The 19,071-nt window shown below is 65.9% G+C and carries 18 protein-coding genes; 7 read left to right on the top strand and 11 right to left on the bottom strand.

Annotated features, from left to right (window positions below):
- Positions 1–417 precede the first annotated feature (417 nt).
- The 3 genes from rpoD to NED98_RS05470 all read right to left on the bottom strand — a co-directional run bounded on the left by rpoD (position 418) and on the right by NED98_RS05470 (position 4,883).
- A complete protein-coding gene (gene rpoD, locus NED98_RS05480; RefSeq protein WP_265312164.1) occupies positions 418–2,442 on the bottom strand; it encodes an RNA polymerase sigma factor RpoD in 2,025 nt (674 codons plus the stop codon).
- Positions 2,442–4,319, bottom strand: a complete 1,878-nt coding sequence (gene dnaG, locus NED98_RS05475) for a DNA primase (protein ID WP_265312163.1) — start codon at positions 4,317–4,319, stop codon at positions 2,442–2,444. Before dnaG ends, rpoD begins: the two co-directional genes overlap by 1 nt.
- 111 nt (positions 4,320–4,430) lie before the next feature.
- Positions 4,431–4,883 (bottom strand): GatB/YqeY domain-containing protein, encoded by a 453-nt coding sequence (locus NED98_RS05470; RefSeq protein ID WP_265268307.1) that lies wholly within the window; start codon positions 4,881–4,883, stop codon positions 4,431–4,433.
- Between the two features lie 105 nt (positions 4,884–4,988).
- Here NED98_RS05470 and carA point away from each other — a divergent pair, with 105 nt between their 5' ends.
- From carA to greA, 3 genes are all read left to right on the top strand, one after another.
- Positions 4,989–6,179 (top strand): glutamine-hydrolyzing carbamoyl-phosphate synthase small subunit, encoded by a 1,191-nt coding sequence (gene carA / locus NED98_RS05465; RefSeq protein ID WP_265312162.1) that lies wholly within the window; start codon positions 4,989–4,991, stop codon positions 6,177–6,179.
- A 232-nt stretch (positions 6,180–6,411) separates the two neighbouring features.
- Positions 6,412–9,744 (top strand): carbamoyl-phosphate synthase large subunit, encoded by a 3,333-nt coding sequence (gene carB / locus NED98_RS05460; RefSeq protein WP_265312161.1) that lies wholly within the window; start codon positions 6,412–6,414, stop codon positions 9,742–9,744.
- 76 nt (positions 9,745–9,820) lie between these two features.
- Positions 9,821–10,297, top strand: coding sequence for a transcription elongation factor GreA (greA, locus tag NED98_RS05455; protein WP_179511818.1), 477 nt, complete (start codon positions 9,821–9,823; stop codon positions 10,295–10,297).
- Positions 10,298–10,576: 279 nt separating this feature from the next.
- On the opposite strand, the gene NED98_RS05450 is transcribed toward greA, so the two are convergent.
- The 5 genes from NED98_RS05450 to NED98_RS05430 form a co-directional block, all read right to left on the bottom strand.
- Entirely contained in the window at positions 10,577–10,810 is a 234-nt protein-coding gene (locus NED98_RS05450; RefSeq protein WP_265268310.1) for a DUF4170 domain-containing protein, read from the bottom strand.
- A 160-nt stretch (positions 10,811–10,970) separates the two neighbouring features.
- Complete coding sequence (locus tag NED98_RS05445; RefSeq protein ID WP_265268311.1) at positions 10,971–11,384, bottom strand: hypothetical protein; 414 nt, start codon at positions 11,382–11,384, stop codon at positions 10,971–10,973.
- The gene (locus NED98_RS05440) at positions 11,381–11,707 is read right to left on the bottom strand and encodes a DUF3618 domain-containing protein (protein WP_265268312.1); all 327 of its coding nucleotides are present in this window, start codon (positions 11,705–11,707) and stop codon (positions 11,381–11,383) included. The genes NED98_RS05445 and NED98_RS05440 overlap by 4 nt, the downstream gene beginning before the upstream one ends.
- Positions 11,704–12,048, bottom strand: a complete 345-nt coding sequence (locus NED98_RS05435) for a phage holin family protein (protein WP_265268313.1) — start codon at positions 12,046–12,048, stop codon at positions 11,704–11,706. The genes NED98_RS05440 and NED98_RS05435 overlap by 4 nt, the downstream gene beginning before the upstream one ends.
- A 3-nt stretch (positions 12,049–12,051) precedes the next feature.
- Positions 12,052–12,513: a hypothetical protein gene (locus NED98_RS05430; protein ID WP_265268314.1), complete on the bottom strand. Its 462-nt coding sequence runs from the start codon at positions 12,511–12,513 to the stop codon at positions 12,052–12,054.
- Between the two features lie 135 nt (positions 12,514–12,648).
- Here NED98_RS05430 and eno point away from each other — a divergent pair, with 135 nt between their 5' ends.
- Together eno and NED98_RS05420 are read left to right on the top strand one after the other, a co-directional pair.
- The gene (eno, locus tag NED98_RS05425) at positions 12,649–13,926 is read left to right on the top strand and encodes a phosphopyruvate hydratase (protein ID WP_265312160.1); all 1,278 of its coding nucleotides are present in this window, start codon (positions 12,649–12,651) and stop codon (positions 13,924–13,926) included.
- A 175-nt stretch (positions 13,927–14,101) separates the two neighbouring features.
- Positions 14,102–14,389, top strand: a complete 288-nt coding sequence (locus tag NED98_RS05420; protein ID WP_179511811.1) for an FtsB family cell division protein — start codon at positions 14,102–14,104, stop codon at positions 14,387–14,389.
- A 94-nt stretch (positions 14,390–14,483) separates the two neighbouring features.
- On the opposite strand, the gene NED98_RS05415 is transcribed toward NED98_RS05420, so the two are convergent.
- A complete protein-coding gene (locus NED98_RS05415; RefSeq protein ID WP_265268316.1) occupies positions 14,484–15,881 on the bottom strand; it encodes an MFS transporter in 1,398 nt (465 codons plus the stop codon).
- Positions 15,882–15,961: 80 nt separating this feature from the next.
- On the opposite strand from NED98_RS05415, the gene NED98_RS05410 reads away from it, so the two are divergent.
- Together NED98_RS05410 and NED98_RS05405 are read left to right on the top strand one after the other, a co-directional pair.
- Positions 15,962–18,064 (top strand): prolyl oligopeptidase family serine peptidase, encoded by a 2,103-nt coding sequence (locus tag NED98_RS05410; RefSeq protein ID WP_265312159.1) that lies wholly within the window; start codon positions 15,962–15,964, stop codon positions 18,062–18,064.
- 80 nt (positions 18,065–18,144) lie between these two features.
- Complete coding sequence (locus tag NED98_RS05405; RefSeq protein WP_432423294.1) at positions 18,145–18,477, top strand: hypothetical protein; 333 nt, start codon at positions 18,145–18,147, stop codon at positions 18,475–18,477.
- 5 nt (positions 18,478–18,482) lie between these two features.
- Here the strand turns inward: NED98_RS05405 and mazF are convergent, their stop codons facing one another.
- Together mazF and NED98_RS05395 are read right to left on the bottom strand one after the other, a co-directional pair.
- Entirely contained in the window at positions 18,483–18,815 is a 333-nt protein-coding gene (gene mazF, locus NED98_RS05400) for an endoribonuclease MazF (RefSeq protein ID WP_179511808.1), read from the bottom strand.
- On the bottom strand, positions 18,815–19,057 hold the full coding sequence (locus NED98_RS05395) for an AbrB/MazE/SpoVT family DNA-binding domain-containing protein (RefSeq protein ID WP_265312158.1): 243 nt from the start codon (positions 19,055–19,057) through the stop codon (positions 18,815–18,817). The genes mazF and NED98_RS05395 overlap by 1 nt, the downstream gene beginning before the upstream one ends.
- Positions 19,058–19,071: the final 14 nt, after the last annotated feature.

Raw genomic sequence — 19,071 nt, 5'->3', positions numbered from 1 at the left:
GGCCGGGTTGCCCGGCAAATTGCGCGGTTCGCCCCCGATGTGGAGGTAAAATCGGGCAAGGCGATCTCATCTGAATGTGCTCCACGACTGCGGGAGTCCAGACCAGGTGCGGGACACCGGGATACGCATTTCGCGCGGAATAGGGCGCGTGATCCGTCGACCGGGCAGCAATCGTCCGGCGGGTAGAACGAGCCTGTCGACGGCGGCTCCCCTCCTTCAAAGCCGATCGGCAGGATGACGGTGAAGGTTCGGTCCCGATTCACCGCATCCGGTGCAAGCCGCACGGCCCCGCTCCGGGCTTTGTGCGGCCCCCGGCGGCATCGCACCCCCGTGCCGCCGGGGGATTCCCGTCTCGGCAAAAGCGAAGGGCGGCCCTTTCGGACCGCCCTTGCTCTGTTTCACGGTGTCAGCGCCGCGTTATTGATCGAGGAACGACCGCATCTTGCGGCTGCGGCTCGGGTGCTTGAGCTTGCGCAGCGCCTTGGCCTCGATCTGGCGGATACGCTCGCGCGTCACGCTGAACTGCTGGCCGACCTCTTCCAGCGTGTGATCGGTGTTCATCCCGATCCCGAAGCGCATGCGCAGCACACGCTCCTCACGCGGGGTGAGGCTGGCGAGAACGCGGGTGACCGTCTCCTTGAGATTGGCCTGGATCGCCGCGTCGACCGGGATCACCGCATTCTTGTCCTCGATGAAATCGCCGAGGTGCGAATCCTCCTCGTCGCCGATCGGCGTTTCGAGGGAGATCGGCTCCTTGGCGATCTTCATCACCTTGCGCACCTTTTCGAGCGGCATCGACAGACGCTCGGCCATTTCCTCCGGGGTCGGCTCGCGGCCCTGCTCGTGGAGGAACTGGCGGCTGGTGCGGACCAGCTTGTTGATCGTCTCGATCATATGCACCGGGATACGGATCGTCCGCGCCTGATCGGCGATCGAGCGGGTGATCGCCTGGCGGATCCACCAGGTGGCATAGGTCGAGAATTTGTAACCGCGGCGATATTCGAACTTATCGACCGCCTTCATCAGGCCGATATTGCCCTCCTGGATGAGATCCAGGAACTGCAGCCCGCGGTTGGTATATTTCTTGGCGATCGAGATGACGAGGCGCAGATTGGCCTCGACCATTTCCTTCTTGGCGATCCGCGCCTCGCGCTCGCCCTTCTGGACCATGTTGACGATGCGGCGGAACTCGCCGAGCGCCATCCCGGTCTGCTGCGCGATCTCGGCGATTTCGGTGCGGATGCGCTCGACCGCGCCCGCCTCGTTGGTGGCGAAGGCGGTCCACTTCTTGTCGAGCCCGTTGACCGACTGGAGGAAGGTGTCGTCCAGCTCGTGGCCCATATAGCGATCGAGGAAGTCCTTGCGGCTCACCTTGTGGCGCTCGGCCAGACGCAGCATCTGCCCGCCGAGCGCGGTGAGGCGCCGGTTGAAGCTGTAGAGCTGGTCGACGAGATATTCGATCTTGGCGTTGTGGAACTGGACGCTCTCCACCTCGGCGGTGAGCTCCTCACGCAGCTTCTGATACTTGCGTTCCTCGACCACCGCGAGCTCGCCGCCGGCGCCCATCGCCTCCAGCCGCTGGAGCTGCATCTTGGAGAATTTCTTGTAGATCGCGGTGATATTGGCGAACTTCTCCAGCGCCTGCGGCTTGAGCGTCTCCTCCATCTGCGCGAGCGACAAGGTATTGTCCTCGTCCTCTTCCTCGGCCGGACGGCGCGCGCGACGCTCGGTCAGTTCGTCATCCTCGTCGGACGACGCTTCTTCCTCTGGCTCTTCCTCCTCCTTGTAGGAGGGGCCGGCGCTCGATTCGCTGATCTCGCCCGAGGTATCGTCCTCGGCGCCCTCGACCTGCTCGGCCGACGGACCCTTGGAGAGCATCGCGTCGAGATCGAGGATCTCGCGCAACTGCATCGTGCCTTCGTTGAGCTGGGTCGACCAGTCGATGATCGCGTTGAAGGTGATCGGGCTTTCGCACAGCCCCAGGATCATCGTGTCGCGACCTGCCTCGATGCGCTTGGCGATGGCGATCTCGCCTTCGCGGCTCAAGAGCTCGACCGCCCCCATCTCGCGCAGGTACATGCGCACGGGGTCGTCGGTGCGATCGACCGTTTCCTTTTTCTTCTCGATGACGGGCGCGTTTTCCTGATCGGAATCGACCGAATCGATCTCGTCGTCGGCTTCCTGCTCCTCGCCGTCCTCGCCCTGCTCTTCGTTCTCGACGATGTTCACGCCCATTTCGTTGAGCGCGGACATGATGTCCTCGAGCTGGTCGGAGGACATCTGGTCCTGCGGCAGCGCCTCGTTGAGCTGGTCATAGGTGATGTAGCCGCGCTTTTTGGCGCGGGCGATCAGCTTCTTGACGTTGGCATCGTTCAAATCGATCAGCGGGGCATCGGCCACATCCGTCGCATCGTCGCCACCGCTACCGTTCACTTTCACCATCAATCGTCCTCGGAACCAAAAGCGCGGGCGTCTTCGTTCGACTGCACGAGATTTGCAAGCCGAAGCTCCAACGCCTGCTTTTCCTTCACCAATGCTACCTGTCGCTCGAACGCCTCGTCGGTGAAACGCGCCTGCATCGCGGCAGTTGCCTCCGCGAGCGCCGCATTCACCTCCGGGCCGGCCACCAGGATCGCGATCGCCTCATCGAGGTCGGCGCGCGCCTGGTTTTCATCCCCTGTCCGCTGCGTGAAACTATATGGCATCGTATCGGCCCGCAGCAGGTCTGAAGCCACTGTTTCGAAACCCGACCGCGCCAATATGGTAACGAGCCGCCCGCTATCAAGCGCGCGATCCTCCAGCGCGACATCGACCACGGCCTCGAACAATCGCCCGAGCGCGCCATCGACGAAGCGCAGGCTACCCAGCACCTCCATATGCCGCGCGATCTCCGCCGGGTGACGGATCAGACCGGCGAGCACCGCCTTGGCGAGCACGCGATCGATCCCGCCCGCGGCGCGGACCGCCTTGGCATCCTCGGTGATCGGCAGCGGCGGGGGCGCCCAGCGCTGACCGGGACGACCCGCGGCGCGCGGCGTGAAGTTGCCTCGCGCGGCAGGCGCGCGCGCGAAGGCGGTGTCGAAACGGTGGCGGAATTCGTTCTGATATTCGCTGCGTACCGAAGGGTCGGCGATCGCCTGCGCCAGTTCGGTGAGGCGGCGGCGCAGCCCGGCGCGCTGTTCGGGGGTGTTGAGCGGCTCGGCGGCGAATTCGTGCTTCCACAGCCGATCGACCAAAGGCTCGGCATCGCGCACCAACGCCTCGAATGCAGCGGCGCCCTTCGCCTTGACCAGATCGTCGGGGTCCTGCCCGTCGGGGAGGGTGACGAAGGCGAGGCTGCACCCCGGCGCGAGCATCGGCAGTGCGCGATGCGCGGCGCGGATCGCGGCTTTCTGCCCGGCGGCGTCGCCGTCGAAGCACAGGATCGGCACGTCGACCATCCGCCACAGGCGCTCAAGCTGATGTTCGGTCAGCGCGGTGCCGAGCGGGGCGACCGCTTCGGCCACGCCGGCCTGCGCCAGCGCGATCACGTCCATATAGCCCTCGACCACGAACACGCGCCCCGCCTTGCGCGCGGCCGGCGCGGCGCGATCGAGGTTGTAGAGCGTGCGCCCCTTGTCGAAGAGCGGCGTATCGGGTGAGTTGAGGTACTTCGGTTCGCCGTCACCGATCACGCGGCCGCCGAACGCGATCACCCGCCCGCGCGGATCGCGGATCGGGATCATCAGCCGGCCGCGGAAGCGATCATAGGGCTCCTTATTCTCGACGCTGATCAGCAACCCGGCCTCGATCAGCGCGGCGTCGCCATAATCCTTGAGCGCGGTGCGCAATTTGCCGCGCGCGTCGGGGGCGAAGCCGAGACCGAAGTCGCGCGCCGTCTCGGTGGTCAGCCCGCGCCGCTCGATCAGCGCACGCGCCTCGCCGCCCGAGATGCCGGAAAGCTGGGTGACGAACCAGGCCTGCGCCTCGGCCATCGCGTCGTGGAGCCCCTTCTGCCGCTCGGCACGCTGCGCGGCGCGCGGGTCGGGGGCGGGGACGTCGAGCCCGGCGGCGGCGGCGAGGTCCTTCACCGCATCGATGAACGGCAGCCCGCGCTGATCGGTCATCCAGCGAATCGCATCGCCGTGCGCCGAGCAGCCGAAGCAATGATAGAAGCCCTTCTCGTCGTTGACGTAGAAGCTCGGCGTCTTTTCGTTGTGGAAGGGGCAGCAGCCCTTGTACTCGCGCCCGGCCTTGGTGAGCTTCACCGTCTTGCCGATCAGCGTCGACAGCGAGGTGCGGGCACGCAACTCGTCGAGAAAGGCGGGGGAGAGACTCACCCGCGCATTATACCCTATGCGCCGGGAGCTCTCCGCCCGCAATGAAATTTAACGCGGTCGCCCGCTCTCTACCCGTCATTCCCGCCTGCGCGGGAATGACGAGCGGGTGATTCAGCTCAGCGCCGCCTTCACCAGCCCGCTCGCCTTGGACATGTCGAGCACGCTGGCGTGGCGCGCCTTGAGCTCGGCCATCACGCGGCCCATGTCCTTCATGCCGCTCGCGCCGAGCTCGGCCTTGATCGTCTCGATCGCCGCGCGGGTCTCGTCCTCGCTCATCTGCTGTGGCAGGAAGCGCTCGATCACCGCGACTTCGTTTTCCTCGGCCTTGGCCAGCTCCTCGCGGCCGCCCTTGCGATACATGTCGATCGATTCGCGGCGCTGCTTGACCATTTTCTGCAGCACCTCGACCACCAAAGCGTCGTCGTCGGCAGGGGCGGGGCCGGTGCGCGCCTCGATGTCGCGATTCTTGATCGCGGCCTGGATCAGGCTGACCGCGCTGCGGGTTTCCTTGTCGCCGGCCTTCATCGCGGCGATCTGGGCTTGCTTGATGTCGTCTCGAATCATGTGAGCGAGATAGCGCCCGCGGACGGTTGACGCGAGGGGGGCAAATCCCTAGCGGACGGGGCTTAGCGACATCGCGAATTTTAACGAACGGAGTGCCCGCCGATCATGGCCGACGCCAAGCCTTTTGCCGTGCCCGAAGGAGCCACCGGCGTCCTTGTCCTCGCGTCCGGCGAGGTTGCCTGGGGGCGAGGCTTCGGCGCCGAGGGCGAAGTGGTGGGGGAAGTCTGCTTCCACACCGCGATGACCGGCTATCAGGAGATCATGACCGACCCGAGCTTTGCCGGTCAGATCATCACCTTCACTTTCCCGCATATCGGCAACGTCGGCACCAATGCCGACGATGTCGAGGCGGACGAGCCCCACGCGCTCGGCATGATCGTCCGCGAGGACGTCACCGCGCCGTCCAACTTCCGCAACGTCGAGCAGCTCGATGCGTGGATGAAGCGCCACGCGCGCGTCGGCCTCGCCGGGATCGACACCCGCGCGCTGACTCGCCGCATCCGCACCGGCGGCGCCCCCAACGGGGTGATCGCGCATTCGGCGGCGGGCAAGTTCGATATCCCGCTGCTGCTGGAGATGGCGCGCACCTGGCCGGGGCTGGAGGGGATGGACCTAGCCAAGGCGGTGACCACCGAAACCCATTTCGGCTGGGGCGACAATCGTGAGGGCGGCATCTGGCGGCTCGGCTTCGGCTATCAGGGCAAAGTTCACGAAGTTCACACGAGTGACGACGATCGCCCGCATGTCGTCGCGGTCGATTATGGCAGCAAACACAATATCTTCCGCAACCTTGTTGAGGCGGGTGCGAAAGTGTCGGTGGTGCCGGCGACCGCGAGCTATGACGAGATCATGGCGCTCGGCCCCGACGGCATCTTCCTGTCGAACGGCCCCGGCGATCCCGCCGCGACCGGCGAATATGCCGTGCCGGTGATCCGGCAATTGCTCGACACCAAGCTGCCGATGTTCGGCATCTGCCTCGGCCATCAGCTGATCGGCATCGCAGTCGGCGGCAAGACGACCAAGATGTTCCAGGGTCACCGCGGCGCCAACCACCCGGTCAAGCGGCTGAGCGACGGCGCGGTCGAGATCACCAGCATGAACCACGGCTTCGCGGTCGATCGCGACAGCCTGCCGGCCAACGCGCGCGAGACGCATGTGTCGCTGTTCGACGGCTCCAATTGCGGGATCGAACTGACCGACCGCCCGGCGTTCAGCGTGCAATATCATCCCGAAGCCTCGCCCGGACCGCAGGACAGCCTGTATCTGTTCGAGAAGTTCGTCGGGATGCTGCGGTGAGATTTCTGTTGGCATTCATGCTTCTCGGAGCATGTGTTGCCAACGTTTCTGACGATGAAATCGCCCAACGTTGCGGCGTGTCTGTGGCAGATGTGCAGCGCGTAAGGGCGAAAATCCGAAGCGCGCACGGTGCGACGACGCTAAGCTTGGGCGCGCACTGCACGTTCGGAAAAGACAAGGATGGCCGAGGCTATCTCGGTGTGATCGAAGAACCAGGATCGAAGATAAGCTAATGCCAAAACGCACCGACATCTCCTCCATCCTCGTCATCGGCGCGGGGCCGATCGTCATCGGCCAGGCGTGCGAGTTCGATTATTCGGGCACGCAGGCGATCAAGGCGCTCAAGGAAGAGGGCTATCGCATCGTCCTGGTCAATTCGAACCCGGCGACGATCATGACCGATCCCGAACTGGCCGACGCCACCTATGTCGAGCCGATCACCCCGGCGGTGGTCGCGCGGATCATCGAGAAGGAGCGCCCCGATGCGGTGCTGCCGACGATGGGCGGGCAGACCGCGCTCAACACCGCGCTCGCGCTGTTCCGCGACGGCACGCTGGAGAAGTTCGGCGTGACGATGATCGGCGCCGATGCCGAGGCGATCGACAAGGCCGAGGATCGGCTCAAGTTCCGCGACGCGATGGACAAGATCGGGCTCGAATCCGCGCGCAGCCATATCGCGCATAGCGAGGCCGAAGCGCTGGAGGGGCTGGAAAAGGTCGGGCTGCCCGCGATCATCCGCCCGAGTTTCACGCTCGGCGGCACCGGCGGCGGGGTCGCTTATAATCGCGAGGAATTCATCGAGATCGTCCGCAAGGGCCTCGATGCCTCGCCGACCACCGAGGTGCTGATCGAGGAATCGCTGCTCGGCTGGAAGGAATATGAGATGGAGGTGGTCCGCGACCGGGCGGACAATGCCATCATCATCTGCTCGATCGAGAACGTCGACCCGATGGGGGTCCACACCGGCGATTCGATCACCGTCGCGCCGGCGCTGACGCTGACCGACAAGGAATATCAGATCATGCGCAACGCGTCGATCGCGGTGCTGCGTGAAATCGGCGTGGAAACAGGCGGTTCGAACGTACAGTTCGCAGTCAATCCGAAGGACGGCCGGCTGGTCGTGATCGAGATGAACCCGCGCGTCAGCCGCTCCTCGGCGCTCGCCTCCAAGGCGACCGGCTTCCCGATCGCCAAGGTCGCGGCGAAGCTGGCGGTGGGCTATACGCTCGACGAGATCGAGAATGACATCACCGGGGCGACCCCGGCGTCGTTCGAGCCGACGATCGATTATGTCGTCACCAAGATCCCGCGCTTCGCGTTCGAGAAGTTCAAGGGTGCCGAGCCGATCCTGTCGACCGCGATGAAATCGGTCGGCGAGGTGATGGCGATCGGGCGCAACATCCACGAATCGATGCAGAAGGCGTTGCGCGGGCTGGAGACGGGGCTCTCCGGCTTCAACCAGGTCGACCATCTCGTCGGCGCGCCGCGCGCCGAGATCGAGGCGGCGTTGGCGGTGGCGACTCCCGACCGGCTGCTCGTCGCGGCGCAGGCGCTGCGGGAGGGCTTCACCGTCGCCGAGGTGCACGCGATCGCCAAATATGATCCGTGGTTCCTCGAGCGGATCGCCGAGATCATCGCCGCCGAGCGCGAGGTGATGGAACATGGCCTGCCGATCGAGGCGGCCGGGATGCGCCGGTTGAAGGCGATGGGCTTCTCCGACAAGCGGCTCGCGTGGCTGGCGCTGCAATCGGCCAATCTGCGCGGGATGGAACGCGGGATCGCGCGCGGCTCGGGGCTGGTCCACGAGGCGGTGGTGGCGATGACCGGCGGGGTCACCGAGGACGAGGTGCGCGCGCTGCGCCATCGGCTCGGGGTGCGCCCGGTGTTCAAGCGGATCGACACCTGCGCCGCGGAGTTCGATGCGCGCACGCCCTATATGTATTCGACCTATGAGGCCCCGTCGTTCGGCGAGCCGGAGAATGAGGCGCAGCCCAGCGACCGGAAGAAGATCGTCATCCTCGGCGGCGGACCGAACCGGATCGGGCAGGGGATCGAATTCGATTATTGCTGCTGCCATGCGTGTTTCGCGCTGGCCGACGCCGGGTTCGAGACGATCATGGTCAATTGCAACCCGGAGACGGTGTCGACCGATTACGACACCTCGGACCGGCTCTATTTCGAGCCGCTGACCGCCGAGGACGTGCTCGAAATCCTCAACGTCGAGCAATCGAACGGCGAGCTGGTCGGGGTGATCGTCCAGTTCGGCGGGCAGACCCCGCTCAACCTCGCGCGTGCGCTGGAAAAGGCCGGCATTCCAATTCTCGGCACCTCGCCCGACGCGATCGATCTCGCCGAGGATCGCGAGCGCTTCGCGGCATTGGTCGGCAAGCTCAAATTGCTCCAGCCGGCCAACGGCATCGCGCGCAGCCGCGAGGAAGCGCTGATCGTCGCCGAGCGGGTCGGCTATCCGGTGCTGATGCGCCCGAGCTACGTGCTCGGCGGGCGCGCGATGGAGATCGTCGACGGCCCGGCGCAGCTCGAGGATTATATCCAGACTGCGGTGCAGGTGTCGGGCGACGCACCGGTTCTGATCGACCAATATCTGCGCGACGCGATCGAGGTCGATGTCGATGCGATTTCGGACGGCGACGATGTGGTGGTCGCCGGGGTGCTCCAGCATATCGAGGAGGCGGGGGTCCATTCGGGCGACAGCGCCTGCTCGATCCCGCCTTATTCGCTGACCCCCGAGATCATCGCCGAGATCGAGCGCCAGGCCGAGGCGCTGGCGCGCGGGCTCGCGGTGCGGGGGCTGATGAACATCCAGTTCGCGGTCAAGGACGGCAACGTCTATCTGATCGAGGTCAACCCGCGCGCCTCGCGCACGGTGCCGTTCGTCGCAAAAGCGATCGGTGCGCCGATCGCCAAGATCGCCAGCCGCGTGATGGCGGGGGAGAAATTGCGCGACCTGCCCAAGATCGATCGCGCGATCGATTATTTCGCGGTGAAGGAGGCGGTGTTCCCGTTCAATCGCTTCCCGGGGATCGATCCGGTGCTCTCGCCGGAGATGAAATCCACCGGCGAAGTTATGGGGATTGCGGAGGATTTCACCACCGCTTTCGCCAAGTCGCAGCTCGGCGCGGGGATGCTGCTGCCGACGTCGGGCGCGGTGTTCGTCAGCGTCAAGGATAGCGACAAGGCGCATATCGAGCCCGCGGTGCGGCTGCTGGTCGATGCCGGGTTCAGCATCGTCGCGACCGGCGGGACCGCCGATCATCTCGCCGCGGCCGGGCTGCCGGTCGAGCGGGTCAACAAGGTGGCGCAGGGCCGGCCGCATATCGTCGACCGGATCAAGGACGGCGGGATCGACCTGATCTTCAACACCACCGAGGGGTGGCAGAGCCTCAAGGACTCGCAGCCGATCCGTGCTTCGGCGCTGGCGCAGAAGATTCCGTACTTCACCACGGCGCCCGCCAGCCTCGAAGCGGCGAAGGCGATTGCAACCTCGGCCACGCGCAACCTTGAAGTCAGGCCGCTCCAGTCTTATTATTCGCAGTCGCACAACTGATCCCCGACATTGAAGGATAGTGCGAAGCGGCCCACCCGGGTCGCTCGGGGAAGGGGCTTTGACGAAGGATTGCGTGATGGCGACGGTCGAAAAGATGCCGATGCTTCAGGAAGGCTATGAGAAGCTCAATGCCGATCTCAAACGCCTGAAGGCCGAGCGTCCGCTGATCGTCGACGCGATCGAGGAAGCGCGCGCGCACGGCGACCTTTCGGAAAACGCCGAATATCATGCGGCGAAGGAGCGTCAGGGCCAGATCGAGGCGTCGATCGCCGATATCGAGGACAAATTGTCGCGCGCACAGATCATCGATCCGCGCGAGCTTTCAGGCGACAAGGTGGTGTTCGGCGCGACCGTCACCCTGCTCGACGAAGACGAGAAGCCGGTGAAATATCAGATCGTCGGTCAGACCGAGGCGGACGCCAAGACCGGGCGGATCAGCTACAATTCCCCGCTCGGCCGCGCATTGATCGGGCGCAGCGTCGACGACGAGGTCGAGGTGTCGGTGCCCGCGGGCGACCGTTACTATGTCGTGTCGAAGATCGAATTTATCTGAGATTGTGCATGAAACCCGGCTTCGTTGGAGCCGGGTTGCCCGTCTTCCGTTCGGGCTGAACCTGTCGAGACCCTGCCCTTCTTCGCTAGGAAGAAGGGCGGCCCTTCGACAAGCTCAGGGCGAACGGGGTGGGTTCCGGGCGATCGGGCTCGTTCGGATCACCCCGTCACCCCCCGGCCTTGAGCCGGGGTCCATTGTGCCTCAAGCTTTGCGGCTGGAGCCTCTTGTCCCTGCGCCTGCCTCCCGACGGACCCCGGCTCGAGGCAGGGGTGACGGAGGTTACGCGCCGGTGCCCGGCTTGAGCAGATCGGGCTCGAGCAGGCGGTGGAGGTGGACGACGACATATTTCATCTCGGCATCGTCCACCGTGCGCTGCGCGGCGGCGCGCCAAGCCTTTTCGGCGGTGGCGTAATCGGGGAAGACGCCGACGATCTCGATCGACGACAGGTCCGCGAAATCGAGGGTGCGCGGATCGCTGACGCGGCCACCCATCACAAGGTGCAATTTGCTCATGCGACGCCCTTTACTGCCGGGCGGGCAGTGAAGGGAAGGGGTTTCAACCTCTCCATCCACCACCGTTCGCCCTGAGCCTGTCGAAGGGCGGTCCCACCTCTCGGGCGACAGGACGGCCCTTCGACAGGCTCAGGGCGAACGGATCATTTGTGACTGGCGCTCAACGTTGCGACCCGGCTTCCTCCTTGCCGGCCTTGACCGCGGCATTGCTGGCCGAACCGGCCGCCTTCACCAGCCCGTCGAACAGCGACTTGGCCTGGTCCTTCGCCGCGTCGCGGTTGATCCCGAGCGAATCCAGCTCGCTCTTGCCCGCTTCCTTGGCCGCCGCGAACGCCGCCGCCGCCGCGGCGCTGACGCGCTTGCCGACCGGGGCGAGCAGATCCTTCTCGCGCTTGCTGCGCGGCAGGCAGGCCGCCGCCAGCGCGCCCAGCGCCAGCCCGCCGACGATCACCCCGACGGGGTTGGTCTCGATCGTCTCCGCGGTGCGCCGCGCCGCGCTGCGCGCGGTGTCGCGGGCATTGTCGATGCCGTCGCGCAGCTTGCCGTGATGCGTGTCGGAGGGAGCGTCGGTCATAACTTCTTCCTTTCCGCCTTCAGCGGGTTCTTGCCGGATGATTTCGCTGATCGCGCCTTGCCGATCAGCTTGGCGATGTGGTGACGCCCGAGGAAGGCGGCAAGCAGCGCGACGCCGCCAGCGATCTTTCCCGGATGGCGTTTCGCCGCGCCGATCCCCGCGTCGAGCACGCGGGTGCCGGTATCGGCCAGCCCGTCCACCGCCTCGCGCGCGACATTGCGCGGATCGAGCCGCGTCTGCAGCGCGGTCAGCGTCTTGGCCATGTGGAGCCGCGCCAGCGCGGCGCGCGCCTCGGCGCGATCGAGCTCGGTCATATCGGTCACGGCTTGGGCGTCCGCGAGGCGAGCTTGCCCTTGCCGAGAAAGCCGAGGATCGCGGCGATCACCAGCACCGTGCCGCACACGATCGCCGTCGCCAGCGCCGGGCCGACATAGACCGAGAGCGTCGCGATCAGCCCGACGAGCAAGGCGATCAGCGCCGCCAGCGCGAGCACCCCGGCGATCGCGAACAGGATCGCGGCGTCGCGCACGCGGGTGACGCCGGTCGTGACGCGCGCCTTGATCAGCCCGATCTCGGCGCTCGCCACTTCTCGTGCGTCGTCGGCCAATTGGCCGACGAGTTCGGCCAGCTTGGCGTCGACCGTCGGACGCTCCCCCTCCGTCATGCGTCAGTCCCGATCGCGCTGGTCCAGACCGGCGGTGAGCAGCCGGGCGACGACGAAGCCGACCGCCGCCGCCGCGCCGATCGCGACCCCGGGGCTTTTGCGCACCAGTTCGCGCGCGCTGTCGAGCAGTTCGTCGACGCTCTTCGAATCGAGCGACGTGGAGAAATCCTGCACCTTGCCCGCCGCGGTGCGGGCATATTGGCCATATTGCTCGCCAAGCCGCTCATCGACCTGCCCCGCGGCATCGTGGAGCAGCTGCGAAAGCTGGCCGAGCGCGTCGGTCGCGCGGGTCTTGCCTTCCTCCGCCAGCCCGCGCGCCTTGTCGCCGGCTTGCTCGCGGAACTTGGCGGTATTGTCCGCCAGCGATTGTTTGGTGGCTGCGAAGCGATCCCCGGCGGCATCCTTCGCCGCATCAGTGACCTCGGCGGCGCCTTCGTTGATCGGCTGGAGCGGGGTGTCTGACATCGTGAAATCCTTACATCTGGCCGTGATGATAACCCCGCGCGCCGCGCCGGGGTTCCATCGCGATTTGCAGCCCGGCGGCTGCAAGGTTAGAGGCGGCGCGAACCGCCACTTTCCCCATCGTAGAAGGATCGTTTCGTGACAGCAATCATCGACGTCCACGGCCGCCAAATCCTCGACAGCCGGGGCAACCCGACGGTCGAGGTCGACGTGCTGCTGGAAGACGGCAGCTTCGGCCGCGCCGCGGTTCCCTCGGGCGCCTCGACCGGCGCGCACGAAGCGGTCGAGAAGCGCGACGGCGACAAGAGCCGCTGGCTGGGCAAGGGCGTCGATCAGGCGGTGGAGAGCGTCAACGGCGAGATCGCCGAGACGATCGTCGGGCTCGATGCCGAGGACCAGATGGAGCTCGATCAGGCAATGATCGAACTCGACGGGACCGAGAACAAGAGCCGGCTGGGCGCCAATGCGATCCTCGGCGTCAGCCTCGCCGCGGCGAAGGCGGCGGCGGACGCGCGCGGGCTGCCGCTCTATCGCTATGTCGGCGGCGCGGCGGCGCATGTGTTGCCGGTGCCGATGATGAACATCATCAACGGCGGCGAACATGCCGATAACCCGATCGATTTCCAGGAATTCATGATCATGCCGGTCGGCGCGTCGAGCATCGCCGAAGCGGTGCGGTGCGGTGCCGAGATCTTCCACACGCTCAAGAAGGGCCTCCACGAAAAGGGTCTGGCGACCGCGGTGGGCGACGAGGGCGGCTTCGCGCCGAACCTCGCCAGCACGACCGACGCGCTGGACTTCGTGATGGCCTCGATCGAGCGCGCCGGATACAAACCGGGCGACGACGTGATGCTCGCGCTCGATTGCGCGGCGACCGAATTCTTCAAGGACGGCAAATATGTCATCGCCGGCGAGGGCAAGACGCTCGAGCCCGGCGCGATGGCCGAGTATCTCGCCGATCTCGTCGCGCGTTATCCGATCCTGTCGATCGAGGACGGGATGGCCGAGGACGATTTCGAGGGCTGGAAGGCGCTGACCGACGCGGTCGGGCACAAGGTGCAGCTGGTCGGCGACGATCTGTTCGTCACCAACCCGAAGCGGCTGCGCGACGGCATCGCGCGCGGCCTCGCCAATTCGCTGCTGGTCAAGGTCAACCAGATCGGCACGCTGACCGAGACGCTCGAGGCGATCCGCGTCGCCGAGCGCGCCGGCTATACCGCGGTGATGAGCCACCGTTCGGGCGAAACCGAGGATGCGACGATCGCCGATCTCGCGGTCGCCACCAATTGCGGGCAGATCAAGACGGGGAGCCTCGCGCGTTCCGATCGGCTCGCGAAATACAACCAGCTGATCCGGATCGAGGAAGAGCTGGGCAGCGTCGCGCATTACGCGGGGCGCGACATTTTGCGCGTCTGATCCGCCACTGCCGTCATGCCGGGATGAGCCCGGCATGACGGTTAATGCGACTCGCCGCGATTCCTGACAATTCGTCGACATGGAAATCGTTGGAATCGTGGAAAACCGCTTGATTGACGGCGGGCTTCGCGCGAGAAAGCGCGATATGTCGCGTCGCCCGTCAACCTTAACCGTCATGCTGAAGCGCGCCGCCTTGCCGGCTGCGGCGCTGACCGTGATGGCGTTTTTCGGGATTTATGCGGTGCTTGGGCCGAACGGCGTGCTCGCGCTCGGCGATTACAAGCGCCAGCTGGTCAAGCGCGAACAGGATTATGCCGCGCTCGATCAGCGCCGCACGATGCTGCGCAACCGCGTCGCCTTGCTCGATCCGCGCCACGCCAACCCCGATATGGTCGATGAGCTGGTGCGCAAGGAGCTCAATGTCGCGCACCCCGACGAAGTGATCGTCCCGCTCCAGCGCTAAAATACGTCACCCCAGCGAAAGCTAGGGTCGTGTGCCGGAGGGGTATCGCTCGCGGCCTGAGATCCCAGCTTGCGCTGGGATGAAGCCTTCGGCGTCAATAACGCGTCTGCCGCAGCGTCGGGATTTCGTTGCGGGTCTCGGTGAGCGAAGGGTTGCGGATCGACGGGCGGAGGCGGGCGACGCTGCACACGCCCGCAATCACCGCGAGCGTGGCCGAGATCAGCGGCGGGACCTGCCCCGATCCGATGCCGAACGCCAGCAGCGCCGCCACCAAGGTCGCGCCGGTGGTCTGCCCGCACAGTCGCACGGTCGAGACCAGCCCGCCCGCGACCGCGGCGCGCTCCTGCGGGGCGGAGCCGATGATCAGCCGCGCATTGGGGGGCAGGTACAGCCCGAACCCCGCGCCGCACAGCGCCATCCGCCACGCCATGTCGAAATAGGTCGGGTGCGCGGGGATGAAGGCGATCAGCGACAAGGCCGTCACCGACACCGCCATGCCCACGCCGCCGAGCAGCCCGGCGGGAATGCGATCCGAAAGGTATCCGGCGAGCGGCGCGACGATCATATTGGTCATCGGCCAGGGCGCGATCACCGCACCGATCGTCGCGGCGGAGAAGCCCAGCGCCTGCAGCCGGAAGGGGGTTGAGATCAGCAGCGTCATCGAGGCGGTGAAGGCGATGAAGCTTCCCGCCGCGCTCAGCGCGATCACCGGTCGCGTCAGCAGATCGACCGGCAGGATCGGATTGGGTTCGCCGAGCTGGTTGCGCACGAAGAAATAGCCGATCGCCACCCCGACCAGCACGATCGCGGCGGACACCACCGGGCTGTCGCCGTGGACCGCGCTCTCCAGCCCGCCGACGACGAGCCCGAACATCGCCGCGCACGCCACCGCCCCGGCGAGATCGAAATGCGCGTGCCCCGGCTTGGGATCGGGGATCGAGCGGCCCAAGGCGAGGCTGAGGAGCGCGAAGGGGATCGCGCTGGCGAACACCCACGGCCACGGCGCGACCGCCAGCACCAGCCCGCCGATCGTCGGCGCGGCGGCGGCTGAGCTGGTGACGACCACCGAATTGATCGCCAGCCCGCGCCCGAGATGGTTCGCGGGATAAATCTGGCGGATCAGCGCCGAGGCGACGCTGAGCACCGCCGCCGCGCCGATCGCCTGCACCGCGCGGACGATCAGAAGGAACGGCAGGCTCTTGGCGAAGAAGCACAATAAGGTCGCGACGGTGAAGATAAGCTGCCCGCCCTGATAGGTGCGTTTGAGCCCGATCCGCTCGCCCAGCCCCGAAAAGGGCAGCATCAGCATCACCAGCATCACCTGGTAAATAGTGACGATTGACACGACCGAGCTCGGCGCGACATGAAGATCGTGTGCGATCGTCGGCAAGGCGACATTGGCGACGCCGCCGTCGATGATCACCAGAGCCGAGCCGAAGGACATTGCAGCGATCGCGGCATAACGCCGCGGAAGGGGAAGGCCATCCTGCATCGCGTTCCTCGATAGCGCCGATTGCGACGATCGCAATCGCTTGGCACCAAACTGGTCGCTTCAGGGAGTGGTTCACCGCGATGCGTTATATTAGCCTGTCATTCTGTCTCGCCGCGCTTGCCGCGAGCCCCGTGGTCGCGCAGACGAAGCCGATGACCGACGACGACCCCTATATCTGGCTCGAGGACAAGGACGGCGCGAAGCCGCTCGCCTGGGTCGAGAATGAGAATGCGCGCACGCTCGCGCGGCTCGAGCGCGATGCGCGCTACAAGACCTATTATGACGAGGCGTTCGCGATCGCCTCGGCCAAGGATCGCATCGCGATGCCCGAGCAGACCAACGGGCGCATCCTCAATTTCTGGCGCGACGCCGATCATCCGCAGGGCATCTGGCGCGCGACGAGCGAGGCGGATTATGCCGCCGCCACGCCGACCTGGACGACATTGCTCGATCTCGACGCGCTGTCCAAGGCCGAGGGCAAGAAATGGGTGTGGAAGGGCGCGACCTGCCTCCAGCCCGATGAGCGCTTGTGCCTCGTCCAGCTTTCCGAGGGTGGCGAAGACGCGGTCGAGCTGCGCGAATTCGATCTCGTCGCGGGCAAGTTCGTCGAGGGCGGCTTCCGGCTGTCGACCTCGAAACAGGGCGCGACCTGGATCGACAAGGACAATTTGCTCGTCTCGCGCGACTGGGGGGAGGGGACGCTGACCGCTTCCTCTTATCCCTTCGTCGTCAAGCTGGTGAAGCGCGGCGAGCCGCTCGACCGCGCGACCGAAGTGTATCGCGGCGCGGCGGACGACCAGCTCGGCACCTATGCCGGCACGCTGACTGATGCCGCGGGCAACCGCCTCGTCTATATCGAGCGGCGTAACACCTTCTTCGGCGGTGAGAAATATGTCTGGACCGCGGCGGGGACGCGCAAGCTCGACATGCCGGCGCGCGCCTTCTTCAGCGGGATGGTCGACGGCCGGGTGATCTTCGAGACGAGCGATCCGTGGGGCGACGTGCCCGCCGGGGCGGTCGCCTGGGCGCCGCTCGCCGAGGTCAATGCCGGCAAGCTTACCCCGCGCGTGCTGTTCGCGCCCAATGCGCGTCAATCGGCGCAAGGTGTGACGACGACGCGGTCGCGCGTGCTGCTCACCTATATCGACAATGTCCGCGGGCGGCTGGCGAGCTTCGCGCCCGACGGCGACGGCTGGCGGCAGACCGAGCTGCCGGTGCCCGAGAATATGAGCGTCGGCATCGCCAGCGCGACCGACCGCAGCGATACCGCCTTCGTCGCGATCAACGGCTTCGCAACGCCGACCACGCTCGCCGCGGTCGATGCCGCCAAGGCCGCCGCGCCGGTGACGGTCAAGACGCTGCCCGCGCGATTCGACGTGGCCGGGGTGAAGGTCGAGCAGTTCGAGGCGGTGTCGAGCGACGGGACCAAGGTGCCCTATTTCGTCGTGCTGCCGAAGGGCGCGCGGCTTGACGGGACGACGCCGACGCTGATGACGGCTTATGGCGGGTTCGAGATCGCGCGGCTGCCGGTCTATCTCGGCGCGACGGGCAAGATCTGGACCGAGCGGGGCGGGGCCTATGTCCTCGCCAATATCCGCGGCGGGGGCGAGTTCGGCCCGAAGTGGCATGACGCCGGGCGCAAGACCAAGCGCCAGCTGATCTTCGACGATTTCGCCGCGGTGGCGCGCGATCTGTTCGCGCGGAAGATCACCAGCGCGAAGAAGCTCGGTATCTACGGCGGGTCGAACGGCGGATTGCTGATGGGGGTGGAACTCACCCAGCATCCCGAGCTGTGGCAGGCGGTGACGATCCAGGTGCCGCTGCTCGACATGCTGCGCTATGAGAAGATCGCCGCGGGCGCCTCATGGGTCGACGAATATGGCTCGGTAAGCGTGCCGGCCGAGCGCGCTTTCCTCGAAAAGACCTCGCCCTATCACAACCTCAAGCGTGGGGTGGCCTATCCCGAGCCCTATATCTGGACGACGACCAAGGACGATCGCGTCGGGCCGCAGCATGCGCGCAAATTCGCCGCGCGGATGAAGGAATATGGCCTGCCCTATCTGTTTTACGAGGACACCGCCGGCGGGCATTCGGGCGACGCGGATATCGCGCAAGGCGCGCGTTTACAGGCGCTGCAGATGGTCTATTTCACGCAGCGGCTGGTCGGCCCGGCTACAGAATAACGTCACAACAAGGGTTATTGCTGCGATGCAGCAGAGCGATTAATATGGATGGAATGAAGGTCAATAGTGAGGAGGATCGCGTGTCCTCTGCTCCCGCTCCCTCCGCTCCCCCGGCGGGCATGCCGGTCGTGTTCGAGGCGATCGTCAAGCGCCAGGCGCTGTCCGCGACCTACAATCGCGGCGAAGTGACGCTGGCGCCGCATATCGTCTACACCAAGCACGGCGAACTCTATGTCGACGCGACGACGCTCGACCGCGACGGCAAGCCGCCGCGCGAGGTGAAGATCGGGGCATTCAAGATCGCCGGGCTCGGCAGCCTGCGCATCACCCCGCGCCGCTTCGAGCCGTCGGAACTGTTCGACCCCGCCGAGGCGCGCTACGCCGGGGTGACGTTGCTCGCGATCGATCGCTGAGCGGTTCAGATCTGTAGCAGCGCCTTCAGCTTGGCGCGCGTATCGGCCAGTATCTCGGGCGAGACTTTGCCCTTGAGTTTCGCTTTACGCGCGCGCCAGTCGAGGCTCTTGATCTGGTCGGCCAAAATCGCGCTGGGCGGATCGTCGCTTACGACGATTTCGAACGGATAGCCTTTGATCCGCGTCGTCATCGGGCAACACAGCATCATGCCGCGCGGCCCGTTGTAACGCGCGGGGGACAGGACCAGCGCGGGCCGATGGCCGGCTTGCTCATGTCCGGCGCGTGGATCGAAATGCAGCCAGACGATATCACCGCTGTCCGGCACCCACGCCGCCACTACCAGATTTCCTTGCCGGCCGGTTCGCCGAAGTCGGTATCGTCGGGGAAAGTATCCGCCGACATGTCTGCGAGCAATTCATCGAGGTCATAGGCCTGTTCGGGGAGTGGCTCGATCACGATCCGGCCGTCCTCCTCCCTTACGTCGACCGCCTGATCGATGCGCAACGCCGCCGCGGCCATCACCGATGCCGGGATTCGCACCGAAGCGCTATTGCCCCATTTCTTGACCTGCGCGCGCATCACGCCCTCCATAT

It is taken from the genome of Sphingomonas lycopersici (genome assembly GCF_026130605.1).
GTDB lineage: Bacteria > Pseudomonadota > Alphaproteobacteria > Sphingomonadales > Sphingomonadaceae > Sphingomonas > Sphingomonas lycopersici.
Note: the sequence above shows the minus strand (reverse complement) of the source record. Positions and strands in the feature narration are given on the sequence as shown.